Raw genomic sequence first — 25,938 nt, 5'->3', positions numbered from 1 at the left:
TGGCCTGAGCATGTTGCCGCCAGCCGCACGTAATGGGAACGAGGCAAATGCCGCCAATTCGAGTGCTGATGGTAACGGCCGAGGCTTACCCCTTGGCGAAGACAGGGGGCCTGGGAGATGCGGTGACCGGCATGGCGCTTGCCATGGGGACTGCCGGCCAGGATGTCCAGGTGCTGCTTCCCGCCTACCCCGGCGTGGTCGACGGTTTGAGTCGTGCGCGCACGGTCGCGCGGCTGCCGGACCTGCCGGGCGGCCCGGCCACCCTGGTGCGTGGCCACTGCCGGTCTTCCGGACTGAGGGTCCTGGCCCTGTGCAACGACGCGCTGTATGACCGTGTCAGTCCCTACGTCGATGGCGAAGGCAAGGAACACCCCGATAACGCCCTGCGCTTCGCGGCGCTGTCCCACGCAGCAAGCTGCATTGCGCAAGGCCTGCCGGGGCTGGATGCGCCACACGTGGTCCACGCGCATGATTGGCACGCCGGCCTGGTGCCGTTGCTGATGCATGCGGCGGGCGTGCGCGGTGTGCGCACCGTCCTGACCCTGCACAACATGGCATTCCAGGGCGCATTCGACATGGCGTGGGCGGACGCCATCCATTTGCCCCGGATATATCGGAACACGCAGCACGCCGTGGCCTGGGACCGGCTCAATTTCCTGAAGGCCGGGATCCTGCACGCCGACCGCGTCACCACCGTCAGCCATCACTACGCCCAGGAAATCCTGACCCCCGCTTTCGGTTGCGGCCTGGATTCCGTCCTGGCTTCGCGCGGCGATGCGCTGATCGCCATCCCGAACGGGATCGACGCGCACGAATGGGACCCCGCGCGCGACCCCGCGCTGGGCGAAGACCGCTACAGCGCCCGCGACACCCGGCCAAAGACGCGTTGCAAAGCCGTCCTGCAGCATGCCTTCGGTCTGCATGCCAGGGAGGACAGCGTCATCATGGCCCTGGGCAGCAGGCTCACCCACCAGAAGATGGCGGACGTGGCGGTGCAGGCGCTGCCGCGCGCGCTGGATGCGCATCCGCGACTGCAGGTGGCGGCCATCGGCTGTGGCGACCCGGCCATGGAGGCCGCGCTGGCCGAGCTTGCGCAACGCTATCCGGGGCGTTGCGGCGTGCACATCGGCTATGACGAGACGCTGGCGCACCGCCTGCACGCCGGCGCCGACATCCTGTTGCATGGCAGCCGCTTCGAGCCCTTCGGCCTGACGCCGCTCTATGCCATGCGCTACGGCACGATTCCCATCGGCTCGCGCGTGGGCGGCATGGTGGACACCATCCGCGATCCGGGCCAGGAAGCGCCGCTCGAGGCCATGCGTTGCGCGACGGGCGTCCTGTTCGAGGGCGACAGCGTCGACGCCATGACGGCCGCCATCGACCGCACGCTGTGCCTGCAACAGCGCCCCGCGCTGTGGCGCGCCATCCAACGCAATGCCATGACCGCCAATTTCAGTTGGGACCATGCGGTCGAGCGGTATGCCGCGCTGTACCGCGACCTGGTGGGCGACCTTGCCGAGGCGGTCGCCCCGCGCGTCGCGGCCCGCCCGAAACCGTCCAGTCTGCTGGCATTGCCGGCACCGGGTCTGGCGGATGACGCCATTCCCGCCGCGGCCTGAGGCCCGCTGCCATGGCTGCCCGGCGCCGCGGCAAAGCCGCCCCACCCGCGGACGCCGCGTTGCACGCTGCGCCCCCCGCCTTGCTGCACGTGGGCCTGGCCGACCTTGGCAAGGCGGATGAGGCGGTTGGCGCCTGGCAGGGGCTGTGCGAGTTCGCGCAGCGCGTGGGCGCCAACGGGGTGTTGGTGGAGCCGCTGTGGCGGCGCGCTGCCGATGCCACGCAGGGCGAAGACCCCCAGGACGGCCACGGCGATGCGGCGCCCGCCGATGCCGACACCAGCACCACCCGCCTGGGCGGGCAAGCCATGCCGACCTTGCTGGCGGACATGGCACGCACTGCACGCGAATACGGACTGGCGTTGGTGGTGGAGGTGGCCCTGGACCGCGCCGCGCGCCACGCCACGGCCGCCACCGCCCTGCCCGAGTGGCTTGCCCAGCCGGTGGATGAGCCCGCCCGCGATCCCCGACAGCCGCCGACTGCGGGCCAAGTCCTGACGTTGCGCGCGGGTGCAGTCCCCCCAGCATTCCTGCAAGCCTGGCATGCGCGCCTGGCGAGCTGGCTGGATGCCGGCGTCGCAGGATTCTGCTTCGATGCGCCACAACGCCTGCCCGCCGCCGATTGGCGGCATCTGCTGGGCGGACTGCGCGGCCATGCCGCGCCCCTGCTTGCCTATGCCTGGACCCACGGCCTGGCGCCCGAACACCTGGCGGGCCTGCGTGGAGCGGGTTTCGATGGCGTCTTCTCTTCCCTGCCCTGGTGGAACTTCCAGGACGACTGGCTTCTGCACGAAGCGCATCGACTGCGCGCCGTGGCCCCGCTCATCGCGCCCGTCGGTGTCAGCCGGGGCACGCCCCACGCCGACCGCCGCATGCTGTGGGCAGCGGCGCTGGCGGGCGACGGCATGCTGCTGCCTGCGCGCACGCTGCTGCCCCCGCGCGAGATCGCGGCGGCAGTGTCCTGCCAGCGCCAACGCCCGCCTGCCGGCACCCTGTACATCGTGGGCGGCCCACCTGGCGGCGCCACCGCGCTGTTGCGGCGCGCCGGTACGCCGCTGGCCATTGCCGACACGGCGGACCTGTTGCTGATCAACCCCGACGCACAGGCGCCGGCGCAGGTGGCGCCCGGCCTCCTGGCCGGCGTCCTGCCGCCCGGCGCACTGCACATCGCGGACGAAGCCGGCACACCCGCCGACCTGCCCGACAGCCTGCCGCCGGGCGCCTGCCTGCGGCTCGCCGTCGGCGCACCGCAGCCCGTCGTGTCGACCGCCTACACCGCCATGCGCCGCCAGGCCCCGCAACGCCTGGCCATCGAAAGCGTGGCGCCGGCCGTCGACGATGGCGCCTTTCCCGCCAAGACCATCACCTATCGGCCACTGGCCGTCAGCGCGGACCTGATCTTCGACGGCCACGACACCCTGGCGGGCGAAGTGCGCTGGCGCGCATTGGACGAAGACACGTGGCAGGTCGCGTCGCTGGTTCCCCTGGGCAATGACCGCTGGGCGGCCAGCCTCACGCCTCGGCGCGTCGGCCGCCACGAATTCGCGATCGCCGCCTGGCGTGACACCTGGGCCAGTTTCACGTACGAGTTGCGCAAGAAGCACGAGGCGGGCGTGGCCAGTGGCCTGGAACTCCTGGACGGCGCGGCATTGCTGCGTGCGGCCGCCGCACGTGCGGGCAAGCGCCAGCCCGCCGAGGCGGTGCGCACCGTGAAGGCTGCGCTGCACGCCCTGGGCGACCTGCCTTCCCCGGCTTCCCAAGGCGAACGGCTGGCCGCCGCCGACCTTCCCGCCGCGACCGCCGAGCGTGTGGCCACGCTGCTGGACCCCGCGCTCGCACAGGCCATGCGTCTCGTGGATGACCGCGCCTTCGAGGCCGTCACGCCTGCCTACCCGCTGTGGGTGGACAGGCCGCAGGCCGAATTCGCCAGTTGGTATGAACTGTTCCCGCGGTCGCAATCCAGCGAGCCCGGCCGCCACGGTACCTTCGCCGATGTCGCCCGGCGCCTGCCCGCGCTGCGCGAGATGGGTTTCGACGTGCTGTATTTTCCGCCCATCCATCCCATCGGGCTGTCGCACCGCAAAGGCCGCAACAACAGCCTGATCGCGGCGCCCGGCGACGTCGGCAGCCCTTACGCCATCGGCTCGGCGGAAGGCGGCCATGACGCCATCCATGGGGAGCTGGGCAACCTGCAGGACTTCCTGGCGCTGTTGCGGGACGCTCGTACGCATGGAATGGACGTGGCACTGGATTTCGCCATCCAGTGCTCGCCGGACCATCCCTGGCTGGCCGAGCATCCCGACTGGTTCACCCGGCGCGCCGACGGCAGCATCCGCCACGCCGAGAATCCGCCGAAGAAATATGAAGACATCGTCAACGTCGCGTTCTATGCCGAGACCGGCAAGCGCGCCCGCCAGGCGTCCCTGTGGGAAGCGCTGCGCGACGTGGTGCTGTTCTGGGTGGCACACGGCGTGCGCGTCTTCCGGGTCGACAATCCGCACACCAAGCCCCTGCCGTTCTGGGCCTGGCTGATCGACAGCGTCCAGGATGCGCACCCCGATGTGCTGTTCCTGTCCGAGGCCTTCACCCGGCCCCGCATGATGTTGCGGCTGGCAAAGGTGGGGTTCACGCAGTCGTACACCTACTTCACGTGGCGGCACGGCAAGCAGGAAATCATCGACTACCTGCGTGAGCTCTCGCAGCCTCCGATGGCCGACACCTACCGGCCGAATTTCTTCGTCAACACGCCGGACATCAACCCCTATTTCCTGCAGGGCTCGGGACGCGCGGGTTTCCTGATCCGCGCAGCGTTGGCCGCCACGACCTCCGGGCTGTGGGGCATGTACAGTGGCTTCGAACTGTGCGAGGCCGCGCCGGTGCCGGGCAAGGAGGAATACCTCGACTCCGAGAAGTACGAGATCCGCCAGCGCGACTGGGACCAGCCCGGCAACCTGAACGCGCAGATCGCACGGCTGAACCTCATCCGCCGCCAGAACCCGGCACTGCAGTCGCACCGTGGCTTCCACGTGGCCGAGTGCGCCAACCCCGACCTGCTGTGCTTCTGGAAGGCCACGCCCTGCCACGGCAACATCGTGCTGGGCGTCATCAGTCTCGATCCGCATCGCGTGCAGCAGGGCGAGATGGCATTGCCGCGCTGGCTGGCAGGCAAAGGCCCGGCTGGCATCGTTGCAGAGGACCTGCTGGCGGACGGCACCGAGACGTGGTGGCACGACTGGCACGGCGTGACGCTGACGCCGGATGCGCCCTATCGCCTGTGGCGCCTGACGGCGGCCGCGCCATGAATTCGTCCATGTCGCCCCCGGCCGCCGCGCCGATTCCCGTGCTGGGCGTGCAGACGGCGCCAGGCTTGGCGCTGACGCCCCAAGCCTGCGCACAGCTCGAGACCGAGGTGCTGCCGGTCTTTCTCGCCACCCGCCGCTGGTTCCCGCAAGACCGCGACGGGCTTCCCGTGCGCGTGGCGGCCCTGACGCCCTTGCCCGACACGACCCCCGGCGTGTCGCTGGTGCTGGCCGAACTCGAAACGCCCGGCGCACCTGAAGGAGAACGCATCCTCCTGGTGCTGTCGGCCAGCTGGGAAACGCTGCCCGAGGCACCGTTGGCGCGCCTGGCGTTCGCCGGACGCGAGGGCTGGCTGGCAGAGGCAGCCGATACGACGGCGTTCACGCAAGCCATGCTCGCGGCGCTGCGCGCGACATGGCGTGCAGGCCAGCTTCGGGCCGTGCCCGAAGCTGGCCTGGCGTCGCTGGCATTGCCCGATCCGCTCGCGGTCCAACCCATCCGCGGCGAGCAGTCCAACAGTTCGGTCGTCGTGGGAAAGGCCGCGGTGCTCAAGCTGATACGTCGCGTCGCGCCCGGCGTGTCGCCCGAAACCGAAATGACTCGGCACCTGACACGCGCGGGATTCACCCATGCCCCTGCCTTGCTGGGCGCGTTGCAGCAGGACCTGACGCCTGGCCCCCGCACGCTGGCCGTCCTGCATGCCTATGTGCCGAACCATGGCGACGCCTGGGGCTGGACCCTGGCACAAGGCGAGGCAGCCCTGCGCGCCGCGCGCCAGTCGGGACAGCCCCCCGACTGGACCCCCTTGCAACGCATGACGGCCCGCATCGGCCAGCGCCTGGGCGAAATGCACGCGGTGCTGGCGCGGCCATCGGAGGACGCCCGCTTCGCGCCCGAACCCGCCAGCGCGCGGCACCTGTCGTCCCGCGCCACCCAGGTCCAGGACACGCTCGCGCGGGCGCTGGCAGCACTGGCGCCGCGCCTGGCTGACATGCCAGCGCGCGAACGGGAAGCGGCGCAGTGGCTGGTGGCCCGCCGGTCCTGGCTGGACGCCCACATCCAGGCACTGTGCCAGGCCGAGCTGGGCCAAACGCGCATCCGGGTGCACGGCGACTTCCACCTGGGCCAGGTATTGCTCAGCCCCGATGACGCCACGCTCATCGATTTCGAGGGCGAGCCCGCCAACCCGCTGTCGGTGCGCCGCGCCCGCCACAGCCCCTACAAGGACGTCGCAGGCCTGCTGCGCTCGCTCGACTACGCCGCGGCGATGCTGTCGCGGCAGGCGGCTGACCTGGCCGCCCTCGCCACTTTCCACGCGGCGACCGCCCCGGCCTTCCTCGATGCCTACCACCATGCCCATCCTGACGCGGGGTGCCAGGACGCCGGCCGCCGCGCGGCCCTGCTCGACCTGGGTCTGCTGGAAAAAGCAGCCTACGAAATCGTCTACGAATGCGCACATCGACCCGATTGGATAAACATCCCCGTGAACGGTCTGGCCAGGCTGGTCCAGGCAGCGGAGGGGCGCCAATGATCCCCGCCGACGATCCATCGCCCGATGCGCTGCGGGCCCTGCTCGCTGGCGAACATGGCCAGCCTTTCGCAGTGCTGGGCGTGCACGACAGTGGCGCTGGCCGGGTGCTGCGCGCGCTGCAACCCGGCGCCTCGGCGGTGACGGCAACCCTCGCGGACGGCACCGACGTGCCGCTGGACGACGCGGGCGGGGGCCTCTTCGTCGGCGTGCTGCCGACCGGCAGGAACGACCCCGTCCCGGCCTATCGCCTGCGCATCGACTGGTCTGGCGTGCAGCAGGACACGGCGGACGCCTATGCCTACGGCACGCAGATCGACGAGACCGACCTGGCCGGCCTGGCTGCGGGCGACTGGCGCTGCGCCCGTCGCGCGCTGGGCGCACACTGGCTGCGCCACGGCGAGGTCGAAGGCGTGCGCTTCTCTGTCTGGGCGCCGAATGCGCGGCGGGTGGCGGTGGTGGGCGACTTCAACAGCTGGGACGGGCGCCGCCACGGCATGCGGCTGCGCCATACCGCGGGCGTCTGGGAAATCTTCGTGCCCGGCGTACAAGCCGGCCAACGCTACAAGTACCAGGTCCATGGCGCAGACGGCCTCACGACCCTGCGCGCGGACCCCGTGGCCTGGCGCAGCGAACCCTCGCCCGGCACCGCCTCCCTGGTCGCCGACCCCACCGCCTTCGCCTGGACCGACACGGACTGGCTGACCCGCCGCGCGGCGCGGCAGGCGCCGGACGCGCCAATGGCCATCTATGAGTTGCATGCCGGCTCGTGGCTGGCCGACGACGCGGGTCCTGACGATACCTGGGACTTGCTGGCCGAGCGCTTGCCCGCCTACGCCAAGGCCATGGGCTTCACGCACATCGAACTGCTGCCCGTCATGGAGCATCCCTTCGGCGGCTCGTGGGGCTACCAGCCGCTCGGCATGTTCAGTCCCTGCGGGCGCCTCGGCACGCCAACGTCCTTCGCGCGTTTCGTGGACCGCTGCCACGCAGAGGGCATCGGCGTACTGCTGGACTGGGTGCCTGCACACTTTCCCAACGATGCCCATGGACTCGTGCATTTCGACGGCACCGCGCTGTACGAATACGCCGACCCGCGCGAAGGCTTCCATCCAGACTGGAACACCTGCATCTACAACCTTGGCCGCAACGAGGTTCGCGCCATGCTGGTGGCCAGCGCCATGCACTGGCTGCAGCACTACCACGTCGACGGACTGCGCGTGGACGCGGTGGCCTCCATGCTGTATCGCGACTACAGCCGCAAGCCGGGCGAGTGGATTCCCAACCACCTGGGCGGTCGCGAGAATCTGGAGTCGGTCGCCTTCCTGCGCCAGATGAACGAGGCCGTGCATGACGCTGCGCCCGGCGCGATCACGGTGGCCGAGGAATCGACCGCCTGGCCCGGCGTGACCGCCCCGGTGGCGCGCGATGGCCTGGGCTTCGACTACAAATGGAACATGGGCTGGATGCACGACACCTTGCGCTACATGGCGCACGAACCGGTACATCGCGCCTACCACCACGATGACATGACCTTCGGCCTGGTCTATGCGTATTCCGAGCATTTCGTCCTGCCGCTGTCGCACGATGAGGTGGTGCACGGCAAGGGTTCGCTATTGAACAAGATGCCCGGTTGGCACGGCGACAAGCTGGCCAACCTGCGCGCCTATTACGGTTTCATGTGGAGCCATCCCGGCAAGAAGCTGCTGTTCATGGGGGGTGAACTGGCCCAGCGCAGCGAATGGAATCACGATGCCACCCTGCCCTGGGCGCAGCTGGACGACACCGGCCACCGCGGCGTGCAGCGCCTGGTGGCCGACCTGAATCACCTGTACGCGGCCTTGCCGGCCTTGCACGCGCTGGATTGCGACCCCGACGGCTTCCGCTGGGTCGTGGGCGACGACCGCGGCAACAGCGTGCTGGCCTACCTGCGCAGCGACCGCCGGCAATGGGTGCTGGCCGTCTGCAATTTCACCCCGGTCGTCCGCGAAGGCTATCGCATCGGCGTGCCCGCCGCCGGCCGTTGGCGGGAATGCCTGAACACCGACGCCGCAACCTATGGCGGCGGCAACCAGGGCAATGCGGGCGGCGTGCACGCCGACCCCATTGCCGCCCATGGCATGGCGCACTCCCTTGTGCTGCGCCTGCCTCCCCTGACCACGCTGCTGTTGACCCCCGAGGATTGATCCATCATGGCCAGCCCCACAATCGACCGGCTGCTGCCGGGCCAGCCTTATCCGCTGGGCGCCACCAGCGATGGCCTGGGCGTGAATTTCGCGGTGTTCTCCGCCCATGCCACCCGCATGGAACTGTGCGTGTTCGATGCGCGCGGCCGCCACGAGATGCGCCGCTACGACTTGCCGGAGTGCACCGACGAGGTCTGGCACGGCTACCTGCCCGATGCCCAGCCTGGCCTGGTGTACGGCTATCGCGCGCACGGCCCGCATGATCCGGACAACGGCCACCGCTTCAATCCCCACAAGCTGCTGCTCGATCCCTACGCGCGCCAACTTACCGGCGCGCCGCGCTGGCACGATGCGCTGTTTGGCTATCGCATGGGGCACAGCCGAGCCGACCTGTCGCTGGACCGCCGCGACAGTGCGCCCTACATGCCCAAAGCCATCGTGCTGGACGACGCCTTCAACTGGGGCGGCGCGCGGCGCCCGCAGACGCCCTGGGAGCGCACGGTGATCTATGAAATGCACCTGCGCGGCGCCTCCATGCAACGCGAAGACCTGCGGCCGCCGCTGCGCGGCACCGCGACGGCGCTGGCCGACCCGCGCTTCATCGATCACCTGGGCAAACTGGGCGTGACGGCGGTCGAACTGCTGCCCGTGCATGCCTTCCTGCAGGACAGCTTCCTGGTGGACCGGGGCCTGCGCAACTATTGGGGCTACAGCACGCTGTGCTTTTTCTCGCCCGAGCCCGCCTACCTGGGCGACGGCGGACCCAACAGCCTGAAGCAGGCCATCCGGCGCCTGCACGGCGCCGGCATCGAAGTGATCCTGGACGTGGTCTACAACCACACCTGCGAGGGCAGTGAACTGGGGCCCACGCTGTCTTGGCGCGGCCTGGACAACGCCAGCTACTACCGCCTGATACCCGGCGAGGAACGCTACTACATCAACGACACCGGCTGCGGCAACACGGTCAACCTGTCGCATCCGCGCGTCCTCCAGATGGTGCTGGACTCACTGCGCTACTGGACCGAGGCCTACCAGGTGGACGGTTTCCGCTTCGACCTGGGCGTCACACTGGGCCGCGAGGGCACCGGCTTCGATCCTGGCTCGGGCTTCTTCGATGCCATCCTGCAGGACCCGGTGCTGGCCACGCGCAAGCTCATCTCCGAGCCCTGGGACATTGGGCCCGGTGGCTACCAGCTGGGCAACCATCCGCCCCGCTTCGCGGAGTGGAACGACCAGTTCCGCGACGGCGTGCGCCGCTTCTGGCGCGGCGACGAAGGCATGCGCGGCGCGCTGGCCAGCAACCTGTCCGGCTCGCGCGAATTGTTCGACAAGCGACATCGCCGGCCCTGGGCGTCCGTCAACTTCGTCACCGCGCACGACGGCTTCACCCTGGCCGACGTGGTGAGCTACACGGAACGGCACAACGAGGCCAACGGCGAGGAAGGCCGCGACGGCCACAGCGAGAACTACAGCGCCAACTGGGGCGAGGAAGGCGAGACGGAGGACGCCGGTATCCTGGCACAGCGCGCACGCGTGCAGCGCGCCATGCTGGCCACCATCCTGCTCTCGGACGGCACGCCGATGCTGCTGGCAGGCGACGAGTTCGGCAATTCGCAGTCGGGCAACAACAACGCCTATTGCCAGGACAACCCGATCTCGTGGCTGGACTGGCAGGTCGCGGCCAGCCCGGCAGGCCAGGCGCTCACGCGCTTCGTGGCGCAGGCCGTGTCCTTGCGCCGCGCGCACGCCAGCCTGCGCACGGCGCGCTATACCGACGTGGCCGAAGCGCTCACGCCCGGTCTCTCCCGCCTGGCCTGGTTCGACGCGCAGGCCCGCTTCATGGACCAGGCGGCCTGGGAGAATCCGCAGGATCGCGCGTTGCAGCTTCGCCGCGTGGCCGAACACGACGACGACCCGACTCAACTGGATGTCACGCTGCTGCTCGTCAATGGCGGCGCCGAGCCTGTCGACTTCCAGCTTCCCGAGCCACGGCTGGCGTGGCAGGTGTGCCTGGACAGCGGCGAGCCCGAGCGTCGCGACGCGCCGGGTGTTTCGGTCACGGTCGGCCCGCATGCCCTGATGATGCTTTGCGCCCAGGCCGACCGCGCCTCGCCCCACGCGCCTCCCGTTCCTTCCCCAAAAAAGACCGATGCCCGGAAATCCGCTACCCACGCTTGATCCTCCCGCGCCGGCGGACACCACGTGGCGCTTCGGCGCCGCCCTGCTGTCGAACGGCAAGGTGCGCTTCCAGTTGTGGGCGCCCAATGCCGCGCCCGGCCTGACGCTGGAGGTGGACGGGCACGCGCCCGTGCCGCTGGTGCCCGACGCGCAAGGCTTTGCCGTTGCCGACGTGGCCTGCGCGCCCGGCACACGCTATCGCTATCGCCTGGCGGACGGCCGCGCGGTGCCCGACCCCGCCTCGCGCCTGCAGGCGGGCGACGTGCACGACGACAGCGTGGTGGCCTCTCCCGTGGGCTACGCCTGGCAGCATGCTCAGTGGACGGGGCGTCCGTGGCGCGACAGCGTGATCTATGAACTCCATCCCGGCCTGGCGGGCGGCTTCGCCGGCATCACGCGCCAATTGCCCGACCTCGCCGCGCTGGGCATCACATTGCTGGAATTGATGCCCATCGCCGATTTCCCCGGCACGCGCAACTGGGGCTACGACGGGGTGCTGCCGTTCGCGCCGGACAGCGCCTACGGCACGCCGGACGCGCTCAAGGCCATGGTCGACACCGCCCACGGCCTTGGCATGGGTGTCATGCTGGATGTGGTCTACAACCACTTCGGACCGGATGGCAACTATCTGGCCGACTACGCCGGCGACTTCTTTCGCGACGACATCAAGACCCCGTGGGGCTCGGCGATCGACTTCCGCCGCCCCGCCGTGCGCCGCTATTTCCAGGAAAACGCCCTGTACTGGCTGCAGGAGTACCGCTTCGACGGACTGCGGCTGGACGCGGTGCACGCCATCGCCGACCATGGCTGGCTGCCCGAACTAGCCGCAACGCTGCGCGCCAGCCTGCCCGGCCGTCACGTTCACCTGGTGCTGGAGAATGACGACAACGCCGCCCACCTGCTCGAACAGGGCTACGACGCGCAATGGAACGACGATGCGCACCACGTCCTGCACCACTTGCTGACTGGCGAAACACGCGGCTATTACGCCGGCTACACCGGCCAACCCGGTGCCGACCTTGCGCGCGCGCTGTCCGAGGGTTTCGTCTATCAGGGGCAACCGTCGGCGCATCACGGCGGTACCCCGCGTGGCGAGCCCAGTGCCCACCTGCCGCCGCTTTCGTTCGTTACCTTCCTGCAGAACCATGACCAGGCCGGCAACCGCCCGCTGGGCGAACGGCTGGTCCACCTGACCGAGCCGGCGCGCCTGCGCGACGCGGTGGCACTGCAGCTGTTGTGCCCCCATGTGCCGCTGATCTTCATGGGCGAGGAATTCGGCGCGCGCACGCCCTTCCTTTATTTCACCGACCACCTCGACCCCGCGCTGGCCCAGGCCGTGCGCGACGGCCGCCGTGGCGAGTTCGCCGGTTTTTTCGATGACGGCGACACGCGCAGGGTGCCTGATCCCAACGCGGCCCGCACCCATGCGGACTCCGATCCCTGGACGAGCCCACCGGCCGATGCGGACGACTGGCGACGCCTGTATCGCAGCTTGCTGGCCTTGCGCCGCGCACACCTGGCGCCACGCCTGGAGGGCTGCGAAGCCACCCACGCGCAGGCGCTGGACGACCGGGCCGTCCACGTGGCCTGGCGCCTGCAAGACGGCACCCGTCTGGCCGTGCTGGCCAACTTCGGGCCCGCGTCCGTCGCGTTGCCCCAGCTTGCGCAAGACGATGCACGCCTGCCCTGCCTGTGGGAAAGCCGACCCGAGGCCGCCCGCGGGGCGGCCTCGGGAACCTTGCCGCCGGGCGTCACCTGGTTCCTGGAGGATGCCCGATGAACGCCGCCCACCCGCCCCAGGACGCGCACGTCACGCTGGCCCAGGCCGTCGGCCTGGCGGTGGACTGGACCGATGCCCACGGCCAGCCCCAACGTGTCTCGCCGGACAGCCAGCGCATGCTGCTGGCGGCCATGGGCCTGGACGGCGATCCGGCCGAGACACTGCACGCGCTGACGCAGAAACACGCCCAGGTCCGCGACTTCCACATCGGTGACGCAGGTGGTGTGTGGGTGGTACGCGCGGCGCGCCCGCCCGGCACGCACTGGCTGGACGAGACAGGCCGGCCGCACATGTGCCCGGCCCTGCCAGACCTGCCCGGGCACTGGCGGGTCCGGCTGCCAAGCCAGCCCGGCTATTACCGCTGCCTGCACGAGGGCCGCGACGTGACCGTGGCCGTCGCGCCGGCACGCTGCCCCACGCCTGCCGACCGGCTGGGCGGCGCCACACGTGCCTGGGGGGTGGCGGCGCAGCTCTACAGCCTGCGCGCAGCCAGCGCCGAGCGCCACGCAGGCGGCCACGGCGACTTCGCGGCCCTGTCGGACCTGGCACGGGCCGCGGCCCGGCAGGGTGCGCAGGCCGTCGCCATCAGTCCCGTGCACGCCGGGTTTGCCAGCGCGCCCGAGCGCTACAGTCCTTACTCTCCCTCCAGCCGGCTGTTCCTGAACATCCTGTACGGCAATCCGGAAGGCGTGCTGCCGGCCGCGCTGCTGCAGGCCGCGCGCACGGACCTGGCGCAGCCAGACCTGGCGGCGCTGGAGGCCGCGCCCTTGATCGACTGGCCGGCCACGCATGCCGCCCGCCTCGCCTGGTTGCGTGCGCTTCACGCACGCCTGGGCGCGGCGCCAGGTGACGTCCAGGCACGCTTCCAGGCCTTTCGCACGGCGGGCGGGCAGGCCCTGCGCGATCACGCCGTGTATGAAAGCCTGGCCACCGTACATGGCTCGGATTGGCGCGCCTGGCCCGACGCCCTGCGTCAGCCTCGTTCCGCCGCCGCCGACGGATTCGCCGCGACCCACGCGCACGACGTGCAGTTCCACCAGTTCGCGCAATGGCTGGCGGCGGAAAGCCTCGCCCGTGCCCAGCACACCGCGCGCGAGGCAGGCATGCGCATCGGCCTGCTGGCCGACCTCGCCATCGGCACCGACCCGCGCGGCAGCCAGGCCTGGAGCGATCCCGACAGCCTGCTGCCTGGCGTGGCGGTGGGCGCCCCGCCCGACATCCTCAACCGTGCCGGCCAGGACTGGGGACTGACCGCATTCTCGCCACGCGGCCTGCGCACACGCGGCTACGCGCCTTTCATCCAGATGCTGCGGGCGGCGCTGGCGCATGCGGGCGGCGTGCGGATAGACCACGTGCTGGGCATGGCGCGCCTGTGGCTGGTGCCGCAAGGGGCCTCGCCCGCGCAGGGCGCCTACCTGCACTACCCGCTGGACGACCTGCTGCGCCTGACCCGCCTGGAGGCGTGGCGCCACGAGGCGGTGGTGGTGGGCGAGAACCTGGGTACCGTGCCCGCCGGCTTCAACGCGCGGCTGGCGGCCTCCGGCGTCCTGGGCATGGACGTGCTGTGGTTCGCACAAGCCGAGGACGGCACGCCGCTGCCGCCTGCCGCCTGGTCGCCCGACGCGGTGGCCATGACCACCACGCACGACCTGCCCACGCTGTCGGGCTGGTGGCAAGGCACCGATATCGGGTGGCGCGCGCGGCTGGGCCAGTATGCCGGCGACGGCACCGACGTGGCACCCGCCGCCGACCCGCCCCAGGCCGCCGCCCAGACCGAAGCCCAGGCGCGTGCCCAGCGCGACCGCGAACGGCACGCCCTGTGGCAGGCCATGCGGCACGCAGGCGTCACGGACCTTGCCTCGCCAGAGGGCGCCCCTGCCGGCGGCCCGCCCTGCGCCACGCCGGATCGTGCACTACTGGCCTATGTGGCGTCGAGCCCCACCGCGTTGGCACTGTTCCCGCTGGAAGACTTGGCCGGCCTTGAGGAGCAACCCAACCTGCCCAACTCGGGCGATGCCCACCCCAATTGGCAACGGCGCCTGCCCACGGACCCGGCCACCTTGCTGGCGGAGCCGGCGTGCGTGGCGCGCATCGCGGCCATTCGCCGCGCCAGGACGACATCATGACCCCGCGCGCCACCGCCCGCCTGCAATTGCATGCCGGTTTCACGCTTGCCGACGCGCAGGCCCAGGTCGACTACTACGCCGCGCTGAGCATCAGCCACCTGTACCTGTCGCCCGTCACGCGCGCGCGCGCCGGCTCCACGCATGGCTACGATGTTATCGACCACGGTGCCGTCGACCCGGCACTGGGCGGCGAGGCCGCGCTGCGGGCGCTGGCCCAGGCCGCGCGCGCGCAAGGCATGGGCCTGGTCCTGGACATCGTGCCCAACCACATGGCCGTCCACGCCGACAACGCCTGGTGGTGGGACGTGCTGCAGCACGGACCCGCCAGCGCGCACGCAGGCACCTTCGACATCGACTGGCGCCCCGCCGACCCCGACCTGGCCGGCAAGGTGCATCTGCCCGTACTGGGCCAGGCCTACGGCGCCTGCCTGGCGCGCGGCGACCTGACACTGGCCCACGACGACGCGCGCGGCTATGTGCTGCGCGCCCACGACGCTCCCTACCCGGTCGCCCCCGGCACCCTGGCGCCCGCGGGCACGGTGGCCGAGACGCTGGCGCACCATGACCCGTCCAGTCCCTGCGGGCGCACGCGCCTGCACGCGCTGCTCCAAGCCCAGCATTACCGCCTGGCCTGGTGGCGCACCGCGCCCGACCAGATCAACTGGCGCCGTTTCTTCGAGATCACCGAACTGGCCGGCGTGCGCGTGGAAGACCCGGCCATCTTCGACGCGGTCCACAGCCTTGTGCTGCGGCTGTATGCCGAGGGCATCGTCGAAGGGCTTCGCATCGATCACATCGACGGCCTGGCGGACCCCGGCGGCTATGCACACCGCCTGCGCGAGGCCATGACACGCGCCCGCCCGGACGTCCCGCCCTACATCGTCGTCGAGAAGATCCTGGCGGAAGACGAAATCCTGCCCGGGACATGGCGCGTGGCCGGCACCTCCGGCTATGACTTCATGGACCAGGTGGGCGCACTGCTGCACGCCCCGCAGGCCCGGACCGTGCTGGACGAAGGCTGGCGCGCGCTGACGGGCGATGCCCGCTCGCCGCGCGTGCAATGGCAGGCCGCCCGCCACCGCATGATCACGCGCCACTTCCCCGCCGAGCGTGCGGCGCTCGTGCGCTGCCTGCTGCGCCTGGCCCGCCTCGATCCGTGCACGCGGGATTGGAGCGCCGTCGCCATCGACCGCGCCCTGTCGGCCGTCCTGGTCGCATTTCCCGTCTACCGCAGCTATGCCGACGCGCGCGGCCGCGACGCCGCCGATGCCGCCGTGTGCCAGCAAGCCTGGCGCGATGCACGCGTGCTGCTGGACAGCCGCCCGGGCGATCCGGCCCACGACCTCCTGCCGGTACTGGACGCATGGCTGGGCGGCACTCCCCTCCCATCGGACCCCGCCACGCGTGCCCTGCGCGAGGAAGCGCTGCGCCGCTTCCAGCAACTGACGCCGCCGCTGGCCGCCAAGGCGCTGGAAGACACCCTCTTCTATCGCCATGGTCCGCTGCTCTCGCGCAACGAGGTGGGCGCGGCGCCCGGGGCGCTGTCCTTGCCCCCCGCCCGGTTCCTGGCGCTGGCGCGCATACGCGGCCAGGATTTTCCCGGCGCCTTGCTGGCCACCGCCACCCACGACCACAAGCGTGGCGAGGACGTGCGCGCGCGGCTCGCCTCGGCCACCGAGGACGCGGCGACGTGGCACGACACCTTGTCGGCCTGGACGCGTGACTGGCACGTGGATAGGCCGGGCAAGGACGCACCGCTGCCGGCGGATCGCTACATGCTGCTGCAGACCCTGGTGGGAGCATGGCCCGTCGGCCTGTCGCCGGACGATGCAAAGGGTGTCGCCGACTTCATCGGCCGCGTCGGCGCCTGGCAGGAAAAAGCCCTGCGCGAAGCCAAGCTGCGCACCGACTGGTATGCCCCCGACACGGACTACGAAGCCGCCTGCGCGGCGTTCCTCCAGGCCATTGCGGACACGCCCGCAAGGCTTGCCGCCCTGTCCCGGCAAGTCGATGCCCTGGCAGGCCCGGGCATGATCAATGGTCTCTCGCAGACCTTGCTGCGCCACACCGTACCGGGCGTGCCTGATCTCTACCAGGGTCGGGAAAGCTGGGATTTCAGCCTGGTCGACCCCGACAACCGGCGCGAGGTGGACTACGCCGCCTTGCGCCAGGGCCTGGCCAATTCACCCGCCGCCACGGACGTCCACGCCTGGACCGACGGGCGCATCAAGCAGGCGCTGGTGCAGCGTTGCCTGGCGCATCGCCAGTCGCAAGCTGCCCTGTACGCCGCCGGCGAGCTCCAGCCGCTGGCGGTGGCGGGCACGCGGTCGGCCAACATCCTGGCGTTCCTGCGCCGGCATGGCCCGGCGCGACTGCTGGTCGTCGTGCCCTTGCACTGCACGCAAACCATGCCCTGCGCCGGTGCGAAGCCCGGCCAGGTAACGCCGGCCAGCGCGGCGTATTGGGGGGACACCCGCATCGTGTTGGACGACACGGACAGGCCAGCGCAGGCTTGGGACATCCTGCACGACGTTCCCGTCGCGATCGACGGCGACCTGCCCGTGCACGCGCTGCTGCGCGAATGGCCGGTCGCCGCCTGGCAGTGGCGCCAGGCAGGCTGAGCGGCCCGGCGGGCGAACACTAGGGCACCAGCGCGGGCACGGCGCTGGCCACGCGCAGGCACAAGCCTTCGTAACCTTCCAGCCGCAATGCCAGGCGCCCATCCTCGCCCAGGTCGCCCTCGATGCGCTCGTTGATCATGTCCACCACCGGCCCGGGCGCGGTATCTGCCAGCTGGATCACCTCTTCCAACGGCTCGGCGCCGAAATTCAATGCCGTCACCTGCGTGCCGCGGCCCGCGGGCAATTCGTGGATCATCACCAGCAAGCCCGGCGCCACCACGTCGGGAATGGGCAATTGCCTGCTCTCGGCGATGCCGTGCGCCTGCCGCAACGCCAGCAGTTTCTTCACCTGGCTGGCGAACGAGTCCGGATCCTCCAGCTGCGCCTGGATGCTGCCGTACAGGCAGCGTGCGCGCGGCAAGCCTTCGCCAGACAGCGCCGCGTCCGGGTTCGCGTCGATGAGGTCATAGGCCCCGCGGGCGATCCAGCGCGTATCGCCATCGGCCATCCGGTCGGCGACCTGCTCGGCGGGCAAGGGCAACGCCCCCACCAGGTCCCAACCCGACAACGCAAAGACGCCCGGCTGCAGCGCGTTGTACATGGCCATCAGCAGGTGCAGTTGCCGGATGCGCACGATGTCTTGAGGTTCCAGCGTGTCCAGGTCGCGGATGCCCAGCGCCGCGGTCGCGATGCTGGCCGACGTGCAGGCGATGCCGTTGGTCACGAAGCGCAGGTTGTAGGGGGCGTGCTCGCCGCTCAGACGCTCGTACACCGTCTCGCGGATGTGCTCACGCAGGATCGCGCCAGGCCAGGTCTGGCCACGGAAGATGAAGGGCGTATCGGCGTGCAGCGTCCAGAAGTGCACCAGCTCCAGCGTCAGCTCATCGTGGTTTTGCAAGGCGTGGATCAACGAGGCAGGATCGATGCCGAACTGGTGCACGGTGCGCAGCATCAGGCGCAGGAATTCGGTGTCGCCCGTCAGCAGCGCGTGCTGGTAGGCTGGCCGGGTGATGAAGTCATAGGACAGGTCCGCCCCCCCTTGCGACATGGCCGCGATGTCATCCACCGTCAGGTTCAATTCCTGGAAGCTGAACCCCCCTGCCTTGCGGATCATCCCCCCCACTATCTGGTTGCCCACGATGGACAAGGGGTGGCCTTCCGACCAGGCCTTGTCCTGGGCGCGTCGCTCCACGCCCAGGAAACCGTTGGCGTCCAGCCGTAGTCCGCGCGCGCCCATCACATCCAGGCTGTGCAGGGCGTCGCCCACCACCATCTGCTGCGCGGCGAAACTCGGGTCCAGCCAGTTCAGCGAGGGCTGGCCCTCCTTGAAGTAATGCAGGTAGACCCAGCGTCGCAGCTTGCCATCCGCGCCCATCACTTCGCCCGTGGCGCTCCAGTCGGTTTCCTTCACGCCCGGCTCGAAAAAGATCACGCGCTGCAGCTGCCCCACGATGTAGCACTTCTCCTTCAGCGCATCCACTGTTTCCGGGCTCAGGTTCACCGCGTCGCGGCCCTCGGGCACGTCAGGCAACAAGCCCCAGTCGTCGGCCTTGATCTCCACCATGTGATAAAGCCCGGGGTAATCCCCCACCGCCATCTCGGCCAGGCGAAAATCGGCGCCCTTGCCCGTGTGCGAGGGAATCACGTCATCGATGACGACGGCATTGAAGGCAGAGGCCATACGGCTGACGGCGATGAACTCCTCCTCGGTGCCGAAGCGCGGGTCGATGTCCAAGCCGATCCGGTCGAAATTGCCATCGATGGTCGGGGTAAACGCATCGCCACGCAGCCCGCCGCTGCGCTTGGTCGGTCCCACATGGATGGCCTGCACGCCGATGGACGACAGGGCCTGCCACAAGTCGGCGCTGCCCAGGCTCTTCAGCACGGAATCGCCCTTTGCCGTGATGACCGCCCCCGGATAGGCCGTGAACCACACCGAAGCGATGGCCAGGGCACGCCGGGGGTGGGCTTGCGCATAGGGATTGAGCCACATGCGCGCCTGCCCCCCGTAGCTGCGCGCACGATCGCGCGCCTGCGACAGCATCGACTGGTCGATGAGCCACTGAAGGGTGCCCGAAGACGGGGTGTCCGGAGAAGACGCCGACATCGCAAACGCTCCTGTACGCGGCCTCATGGCCCGATAGGAAACTCTATGCCTTCGGCGCGCGCCCATCCCGTAGCAGAGCGTCAGGAATGGCAACCAGACCCTGCGGCCACGCCAGGGCTCAGCGCATCGTCAGCGTCGCCTCGATGACCTTGAACGTCGGCGCCAGTTGCCGCCACGCATCCTTGGCCAGGTGGGCGGGCTTGCGCAACGCGGCGCCCAGGTCGGTTTCCTCGAAGCGTTCGCCCTTGCAGGCGAACACGATGCAGTTGGTCATGTCATCGTCGATGACTTCGAACAGCGCCGTCCCGAACACCGCGCGCAGGTGATCGAGGCACACCTGGCAGGTCTCGCTTTCCAGGTGCAGGTTCAGCACCAGGATGCCCTGGGGCGAAAGCGCGCGATGACAGTCCCTGAAGAACCCGGCTTCACACAGGGCGGCCGGCATGCCCTTGCCGTCATAAGCGTCGACCAGCAAGACGTCCGCCGGCGCGGGATCGCCTTGCAAGTAGGCCTTGCCGTCCGCCTGGATGATGCGAAAGCGCGCGTCGTCGGCCGGCACCCTGAACGCCTCTCGCAAGGCGATGACGCCCGGATCGATCTCGACCACCTCGATGTCGGCCTGCGGCAGGTAACGATGGCAGAACTTCGGCAAGGAACCGCCGCCCAGGCCGATCATCAGGATGCGGGCCGGCGCGCTGTCGAACAGCAGGAAACCCATCATCAGGCGGGTGTACTCCAGGTCCAGCGCATGCGGGTTCAGCAGGGACATGCTGCTCTGGATCGACGGGGAGCCGGCAAACTGCAGCGTCAGGGCTTCTCGAGTCTGGCGCAACTGGGCCTGGCCGGGCGGCAGGTCATGGACGGGTGGGGCGGGTGGCATCGGCTGGGGGACGGGAACGAAGAACGCGCCTAGCATAGCCGCCCGGCCCGGGCGCAGGCGTGGCCTTCGTGGGCCTGGCGGCATGGCTGGCGCTGACGGAGCGCTAAAGAAACGCCGAAGCCGGCCCTAGGGCGCTTGCTGCGGGGGCACGCGCAGGGTCACCCGCGTGCCGCGTGCCGGCGCGCTGTCCACCGCCACGCTGCCGCCCAGGCGTTCGGCGCGCAGGCGCATGCCTGTGAGGCCACGGCCTGTCCCGCCCCCGCTCTCTGCGGCCACCGCAGCATCGAAGCCCTTTCCGTCGTCCTGCACCTGTATGCGCAGATCCTGCCCGTCCTGCCCGATCTCGATGTGCAGGTGGCCGGGTTGCGCATGCTTCAAGGCATTGTTGATGGCCTCCTGCACGATCCGCAGGATGGACAATGCGCCGCCCGCATTCAGGCCAGCCAGCGGCGGCATGGCCTCGGCATTCCAGCTCAGCCGGATGCCCAGCGCCGCCAGGCGCGGCGCCAGCCGGAAGCGCAGGTTGCCCAGCAAGGGCAGCACGTCGCCGCCAGACACGTCCAGCGAATCGATGATCAGCCTCAAGTCCTGCAAGGACTCGTCGATGACCAGCGCCAATTCGCCCCGGTCCACATCCTGCCGCAAGGCCAGGCGCTTGGCGGTGATCAGCTGGGCGCCCATGCCGTCATGCATGTCCTGCAGGATGCGCGCCCGCTCCGCGTCGACGGCCTCGCCGCGGCTGCGCAATGCGGCATCCCGGTCCTGCACGAAGCGCTCTGCCAGGATCAACACCATCAACGCGCACAACGGCACGCCCGCCGCGGTGTTGTAGCGGAAGGCATCCCAGTGCGTCACGTCCAGCGTCAGGATGCTGGCGTGCACGAACGTGGCCGCCCACACCAGCGCCGTCAGGGCCAGCAGCAACATCCGGAGCGAACGCTGCAGCCAGGCGGTCTGCAGCAGCAGCGCCAGCACGTAGGCAACCAGCACATAGAAAGGCATCAACAACAGCGAGACCAGGTCCGTGGCCAGGCCCAGCGGAATCGTCGCCACCACGGACCCGATCACCAGCAAGGCCACCGCGACGATCCAACGCGGCAGTCGGGGCCGGCGCAACACGGACAGGCGGTAGGCGACGTGGCACAGGCAACTCAAGCCCGCGGCGACCGCCGCCACGCGCAGGACGCCCACCTCGCTGCGCGTGAGGGGCAGGTCGTGCACCAGGTCCAGGATCAGGGCAATCGCGGCGAAGGCCACTGTCATCGGGATGTCGAGATACTGGCGGCGCCGATAGGCATACGCGCAGGCCAATGCCATCGCCGACAGCATCAGGATGCCCAGCACGTAAGGCATGGCGGTGCTGAGCAGGCGTTGCGGCATCATCATCGCCGAGACGACCGGCGCCGGCCCCAGGCGCGGCGCGGACAGGCCGCTGCGCACGCCCGGATCGCCCAGCAGGCGAACCAGGATCTCGTTGTGCCCCGCCCTGAACATGCGGGAGGGCAGTTCGAAATACAGCGGCTGGTCGTTGAAGCGCAGCTCACGTCCGCCCGGCGCCTCGTCGGGCAGCCGGGTGTTCAGCAAAGAGCCATTGAGCCAGACCTCTCCTGCGATGGCGACGCGCGGCAGGTACAGGGCCTTGGGCGCATCCGGCACCGCTTCCAGGTCAAAGCGGATGCGATACCAGGCCACGCCCTTGGCCTGCGGCCGCCGCGCGCGCCAGCTGTCGGGCAGCGACACGACCTGCCACCCCGTCTCTGGCGGCTCGCGCGCGTCGCCCAGCACGAACTCGGCCTGCGTCAGCGTCTGCACGCCGGGCGCCGTCTGGGGGGGCAAGGCGGGGTCCCACACCAGCAGGACCATCTCGGCGGCCAGCACCAGCAACGCGAGAAGCCAGGTGCGCATCAGCCGCCCGCTGCGCGAAAGCGGGCAACGCGCACTGCGGCGCCGGCGGCGTGGACGAGGACGGTCATGGACACGCATTCTATGCCTGCGTGCCCGGGCGGCACAGTACCGTGAAAGGGGTATATCGGCCGTTGATCTTCGGCGAAAAACGGCAAATCCATCCTCCCCGCGGCTACACTCCGCTTCGATCAACCGGCCAGGTAACGGGATACATGATGAATCGACGCAGCATCGTTGTCATAGCGACCGTCGCCGCCATACTGGCCGCCGTCATCCCCCTGCTGTCGATCGCGGGCTATGCGCGCCATCGCGCCATCCAGGTTGAAACCGAGCACCTGAAGGCCTACAGCGGCTGGACGCTGCAGCGCGCCGAACAGAACTTCAGCCAGGCCCGGCATGTCTTCGACATGCTCGAACAGGACGCCTGGGCCGCCTGTTCGCCGGCCCACATCGCGCGCATGCGGGAACTCACCATCGACTCGCAGTCCGTCGACGAGATCGGTTATTTCGTCGATGGACAGCTTGCCTGCACCAGCTGGGGCCCCGTCCAGCAGGACATCGGCATCGGCGTGCCCAGCGCCACCCTGGTCGACGGCTATGCCCTTTACCTGCACATCACGCCCTTCGTCACCGGCGGCGCCCCTCTGCTGGCCATCTCCCGGGGCGACTACAACGTCCTGATGAAACACGAACGGCTGGTGGACGTGCTGACGGACACAAAGATGACGCTGGGCCTGGCCACCCTGGACGGACAGCTGATCGCCATGAGCCGCAAGGCGGACGGCGCCCTGTCCCAGGCGCTCGCCCGCGGCCTGGCGGACGGACACGACCAGGACCTGATGTACGCCAGCGCCGAGAACACGCACTTCCGCGCCTTTGCCATCACGGACCGCTCGACCGCCTTCGACCGCATGGACCAGGAGCTGCTCCTGCTGATTCCGCTGGGCGCGGGCATGTCCGTCATCCTCATCGGCCTGGTCGTCTGGATTTCGCGGCAGCACCTGTCGCCCCAGGGCGCGCTGCAACTGGCCATCAAACGCAAGGCTTTCGTCACCCACTACCAGCCCATCATCGAACTGGCGACGGGACAGTGCGCCGGCGCCGAAGCCCTGGTGCGCTGGCGACAGCCCGATGGCTCCTTCGTGCCGCCGGACATGTTCATCCCGCTGGCGGAACGCACCGGCCTGATCGAACCCCTGACCGATCTCGTCATCCAGCGCGTGGTCGACGACCTGGCCAGCATGCTGCGCCGGGAGCCGTCCATGCACGTGGCCATCAACATCGCCGCCTGCGACATGCAGTCGGGCCGCTTCCTGCCCGTGCTGTCACGCGCCCTGCGCGGCGCCGGTGTCGCGCCCACGCAAGTCTGGCTGGAAGCGACCGAGAGCGGGTTCATGGACGTCAATGCCGCGCGAGCCACCATCGACCAGGCCCGGCAGGCCGGCCATGCCATCGCGATCGACGATTTCGGCACCGGCTATTCCAGCCTGTCCCTGCTGCAGACCCTGCCGCTGGACGCGCTGAAGATCGACAAATCCTTCGTGGACGCGATCGGCACGCAGGCCGCCACCAGCATCGTCGTGCCGCACATCATCAGCATGGCCCACGGCCTCAGGTTCCGGATCGTGGCCGAAGGCGTGGAAACCGCGGCGCAGGAGGCCTATCTGCGCGAAGCAGGGGTGCAGTTCGTGCAGGGCTGGCTGTATTCGAAGGCCTTGCCGCTGGAAGCGTTCCTGGCGTTCTACAAGGCACGCAACCAGCGCCGGACCGCGCCGCCGCCGGACACCGAGGCGACCGGCTTGACGCCTCCGCCGGCCAGCCCGAGCGCGGGCTGAACCGGGACACGCCAGCCAACCCGCTCCGGCGTCATCGCATCATCATGTCCGGCACGGCCGTGACGATCTCCGGGAACACGGTGATCAGCACGACCGCCAGCAGCAACAGGCCGATGAAGGGCAGCGAGGCCATCGTCACGCGCCAGATGTCCCGCCCTGTCATGGACTGCAGCACGAACAGGTTGAAGCCCAGCGGCGGCGTGAGCTGCGCGATCTCGATCACGATGATGATGTAGATGCCGAACCACAGCAGGTCGATGCCCGCGGCCTGCACCATCGGCAGCACCACCGCGCTGCTGAGCACCAGGATGGAGATGCCCTCCAGGAAGCAGCCCAGCACCAGGAAGCACACCGTCAGCACCACCAGCAGCATCATCGGCGACAGTTCCATCGCCTGCACGGCGGCGGCCAGCACCTGCGGAATGCCCAGGAAGCCCACGGTGATGGACAGCACCGCCGCGCACGCCACGATGAACGAGATCATGCAGGATATCTTCATCGCCGAGAGCAGGCTCTCGCCCATGCTGCGCAAGGTCAGCCCGCCCGTGGCCGCGGCCAGCACCAGGGCGCCCAGCACGCCGAAGGTGGCGGCCTCGGTGGGCGTCGCCACGCCGCCGTAGATCGTGCCGATCACCGCGACGATCAGCAGCACCACCGGGATCAGGCGGCGCGAGTTCCACAGCTTGGCCCCGAACGGCATCGGCGGGTCGCGCGGCGGCACCTCGTCCGGATTGAGCGCCGACCACAGCATCACGTAGCCCATGAAGAGCGCCATCAGCAGCATGCCAGGCAGGATGCCCGCCATGAAGAGCCGCGCCACGGACTGCTGCGCCGTCACCCCATAGACGATCATGATGATGGACGGGGGAATCATCAGGCCCAGCGTGCCCGAGCCCGCCAGCGTCCCCAGCATCATGCCCTCGTGATAGCCGCGCCGCTTGAGCTCGGGCAAGGCCATGCGCGCCACCGTGGCGCACGTGACCGACGATGACCCCGCCACGGCCGCCATCATGCCGCAGCCCAGCACGTTGACGTGCAGCAAGCGTCCGGGCATCCAGTTCACCCAGGGCGCAAGGCCCTTGAACATGTCCTCGGACAGGCGCGTCCGGAACAGGATCTCGCCCATCCAGATGAACAGCGGCAAGGCCGTCATCGCCCATGACCAGCTGGCATCCCAGATGGTCGAGACCACCAGCGAGCCCACCGGCGTGTCCGTGAACAGCACCAGGCCCAGCATGCTGATGGCCAGCAGCGACAGCGACACCCACAGTCCGCTTGCCAGCAGCAACAGCAGGGCCACCAGCATGACCAGGCCGGCCAGCAACGTTGTTGATTCACCCATTGTTTTCACCTTCGGATGCCGGGCTCATTCGCCCAGCACCGCATCCTCGTTGCGTTCGTAGCCGGCCTTGCGGCCATGCGCCACCGCCCATGCGGCATCGAGCAACGCCACGGTCAGGATGACCAGGCCCGCCGCCATGCCCGCCTGCGGAATCCAGAACGGAATCGCCAGCAGCCCCGGACTGATGTCGTTGAACTCATGCGACTCGAAGGCGAAGATCACGGCGTACACCGAGGTGTACGCCGCCAGCCCCGCGCCCACCAGGCAGCTCCAGAGTTCGAAGGCCTTGCGCGCCCGGCCTTCCAGCCGCGTCACCAGCAGACCGATGCGGATATGGCCGCCGTCGCGAAAGGTATAGGCCAGGCCCAGGAAGGTGGCCGCCGCCATGAAGAAGCCCGACAGTTCGGTGGCATCCGCAGTCATGCCCAGCATCCGGCCGAACACCTGCGCCAGCACCGCCAGCCCGATGCCCGCCATGAACATGGCCGCCGCCAGTCCGCTGGCCTTGTACAGGCCATTCAGAAAGGTGCGCAT

At 69.6% G+C, this 25,938-nt stretch carries 14 protein-coding genes; 9 read left to right on the top strand and 5 right to left on the bottom strand.

Annotation, left to right across the window (positions count from 1 at the left end):
- Positions 1-47 precede the first annotated feature (47 nt).
- The 8 genes from glgA to treY are packed head-to-tail and all read left to right on the top strand — an operon-like array spanning position 48 to position 17,335.
- Positions 48-1,619 (top strand): glycogen synthase GlgA, encoded by a 1,572-nt coding sequence (glgA, locus tag ODI_RS03730; protein ID WP_067749661.1) that lies wholly within the window; start codon positions 48-50, stop codon positions 1,617-1,619.
- A gap of 59 nt (positions 1,620-1,678) precedes the next feature.
- Positions 1,679-4,918, top strand: a complete 3,240-nt coding sequence (locus ODI_RS03725; protein ID WP_231968189.1) for an alpha-1,4-glucan--maltose-1-phosphate maltosyltransferase — start codon at positions 1,679-1,681, stop codon at positions 4,916-4,918.
- Positions 4,919-4,926: 8 nt separating this feature from the next.
- Positions 4,927-6,447 carry a putative maltokinase gene (locus ODI_RS03720; RefSeq protein ID WP_157929709.1) on the top strand — a complete coding sequence of 507 codons (1,521 nt, stop codon included), beginning with the start codon at positions 4,927-4,929 and terminating at the stop codon, positions 6,445-6,447.
- Entirely contained in the window at positions 6,444-8,630 is a 2,187-nt protein-coding gene (glgB, locus tag ODI_RS03715) for a 1,4-alpha-glucan branching protein GlgB (protein WP_067749655.1), read from the top strand. Before ODI_RS03720 ends, glgB begins: the two co-directional genes overlap by 4 nt.
- A 6-nt stretch (positions 8,631-8,636) precedes the next feature.
- Positions 8,637-10,808: a glycogen debranching protein GlgX gene (glgX, locus tag ODI_RS03710; RefSeq protein ID WP_067749653.1), complete on the top strand. Its 2,172-nt coding sequence runs from the start codon at positions 8,637-8,639 to the stop codon at positions 10,806-10,808.
- Positions 10,780-12,588, top strand: coding sequence for a malto-oligosyltrehalose trehalohydrolase (treZ, locus tag ODI_RS03705; protein ID WP_067749651.1), 1,809 nt, complete (start codon positions 10,780-10,782; stop codon positions 12,586-12,588). Before glgX ends, treZ begins: the two co-directional genes overlap by 29 nt.
- Positions 12,585-14,714, top strand: coding sequence for a 4-alpha-glucanotransferase (malQ, locus tag ODI_RS03700; RefSeq protein WP_067749649.1), 2,130 nt, complete (start codon positions 12,585-12,587; stop codon positions 14,712-14,714). The genes treZ and malQ overlap by 4 nt, the downstream gene beginning before the upstream one ends.
- Entirely contained in the window at positions 14,711-17,335 is a 2,625-nt protein-coding gene (treY, locus tag ODI_RS03695; protein WP_067749728.1) for a malto-oligosyltrehalose synthase, read from the top strand. The genes malQ and treY overlap by 4 nt, the downstream gene beginning before the upstream one ends.
- A 19-nt stretch (positions 17,336-17,354) precedes the next feature.
- Here treY and treS read toward each other — a convergent pair whose 3' ends face one another.
- The 3 genes from treS to ODI_RS03680 all read right to left on the bottom strand — a co-directional run bounded on the left by treS (position 17,355) and on the right by ODI_RS03680 (position 22,227).
- The gene (treS, locus tag ODI_RS03690; protein WP_067749647.1) at positions 17,355-19,442 is read right to left on the bottom strand and encodes a maltose alpha-D-glucosyltransferase; all 2,088 of its coding nucleotides are present in this window, start codon (positions 19,440-19,442) and stop codon (positions 17,355-17,357) included.
- 118 nt (positions 19,443-19,560) lie between these two features.
- Positions 19,561-20,322, bottom strand: coding sequence for a fused MFS/spermidine synthase (locus ODI_RS03685; RefSeq protein WP_067749645.1), 762 nt, complete (start codon positions 20,320-20,322; stop codon positions 19,561-19,563).
- Between the two features lie 126 nt (positions 20,323-20,448).
- Positions 20,449-22,227, bottom strand: coding sequence for a sensor histidine kinase (locus tag ODI_RS03680; protein WP_067749643.1), 1,779 nt, complete (start codon positions 22,225-22,227; stop codon positions 20,449-20,451).
- A gap of 212 nt (positions 22,228-22,439) precedes the next feature.
- On the opposite strand from ODI_RS03680, the gene ODI_RS03675 reads away from it, so the two are divergent.
- Positions 22,440-24,062 carry an EAL domain-containing protein gene (locus ODI_RS03675; protein ID WP_197707133.1) on the top strand — a complete coding sequence of 541 codons (1,623 nt, stop codon included), beginning with the start codon at positions 22,440-22,442 and terminating at the stop codon, positions 24,060-24,062.
- Between the two features lie 31 nt (positions 24,063-24,093).
- Here the strand turns inward: ODI_RS03675 and ODI_RS03670 are convergent, their stop codons facing one another.
- The gene (locus tag ODI_RS03670; RefSeq protein ID WP_067749639.1) at positions 24,094-25,404 is read right to left on the bottom strand and encodes a TRAP transporter large permease; all 1,311 of its coding nucleotides are present in this window, start codon (positions 25,402-25,404) and stop codon (positions 24,094-24,096) included.
- Between the two features lie 24 nt (positions 25,405-25,428).
- Positions 25,429-25,938 (bottom strand): TRAP transporter small permease, encoded by a 510-nt coding sequence (locus ODI_RS03665; protein WP_067749637.1) that lies wholly within the window; start codon positions 25,936-25,938, stop codon positions 25,429-25,431.

Source organism: Orrella dioscoreae, from assembly GCF_900089455.2.
In the GTDB taxonomy this organism is placed as follows: Bacteria; Pseudomonadota; Gammaproteobacteria; order Burkholderiales; family Burkholderiaceae_B; genus Orrella; species Orrella dioscoreae.
The sequence above is the reverse complement of the archived record's forward strand: the minus strand, read 5'-3'. Positions and strand labels throughout refer to the sequence as shown.

Bases quoted from the DNA above. Each gene is read 5' to 3' on its own strand.
- ODI_RS03680 (WP_067749643.1), bottom strand. From the start codon at position 22,227: ATGCGCACCTGGCTTCTCGCGTTGCTGGTGCTGGCCGCCGAGATGGTC.
- glgB (WP_067749655.1), top strand. From the start codon at position 6,444: ATGATCCCCGCCGACGATCCATCGCCCGATGCGCTGCGGGCCCTGCTC.
- glgA (WP_067749661.1), top strand. From the start codon at position 48: ATGCCGCCAATTCGAGTGCTGATGGTAACGGCCGAGGCTTACCCCTTG.
- ODI_RS03685 (WP_067749645.1), bottom strand. From the start codon at position 20,322: ATGCCACCCGCCCCACCCGTCCATGACCTGCCGCCCGGCCAGGCCCAG.
- ODI_RS03665 (WP_067749637.1), bottom strand. From the start codon at position 25,938: ATGCGCACCTTTCTGAATGGCCTGTACAAGGCCAGCGGACTGGCGGCG.
- glgX (WP_067749653.1), top strand. From the start codon at position 8,637: ATGGCCAGCCCCACAATCGACCGGCTGCTGCCGGGCCAGCCTTATCCG.
- treZ (WP_067749651.1), top strand. From the start codon at position 10,780: ATGCCCGGAAATCCGCTACCCACGCTTGATCCTCCCGCGCCGGCGGAC.
- treY (WP_067749728.1), top strand. From the start codon at position 14,711: ATGACCCCGCGCGCCACCGCCCGCCTGCAATTGCATGCCGGTTTCACG.
- ODI_RS03720 (WP_157929709.1), top strand. From the start codon at position 4,927: ATGTCGCCCCCGGCCGCCGCGCCGATTCCCGTGCTGGGCGTGCAGACG.
- malQ (WP_067749649.1), top strand. From the start codon at position 12,585: ATGAACGCCGCCCACCCGCCCCAGGACGCGCACGTCACGCTGGCCCAG.
- ODI_RS03675 (WP_197707133.1), top strand. From the start codon at position 22,440: ATGATGAATCGACGCAGCATCGTTGTCATAGCGACCGTCGCCGCCATA.
- treS (WP_067749647.1), bottom strand. From the start codon at position 19,442: ATGTCGGCGTCTTCTCCGGACACCCCGTCTTCGGGCACCCTTCAGTGG.
- ODI_RS03670 (WP_067749639.1), bottom strand. From the start codon at position 25,404: ATGGGTGAATCAACAACGTTGCTGGCCGGCCTGGTCATGCTGGTGGCC.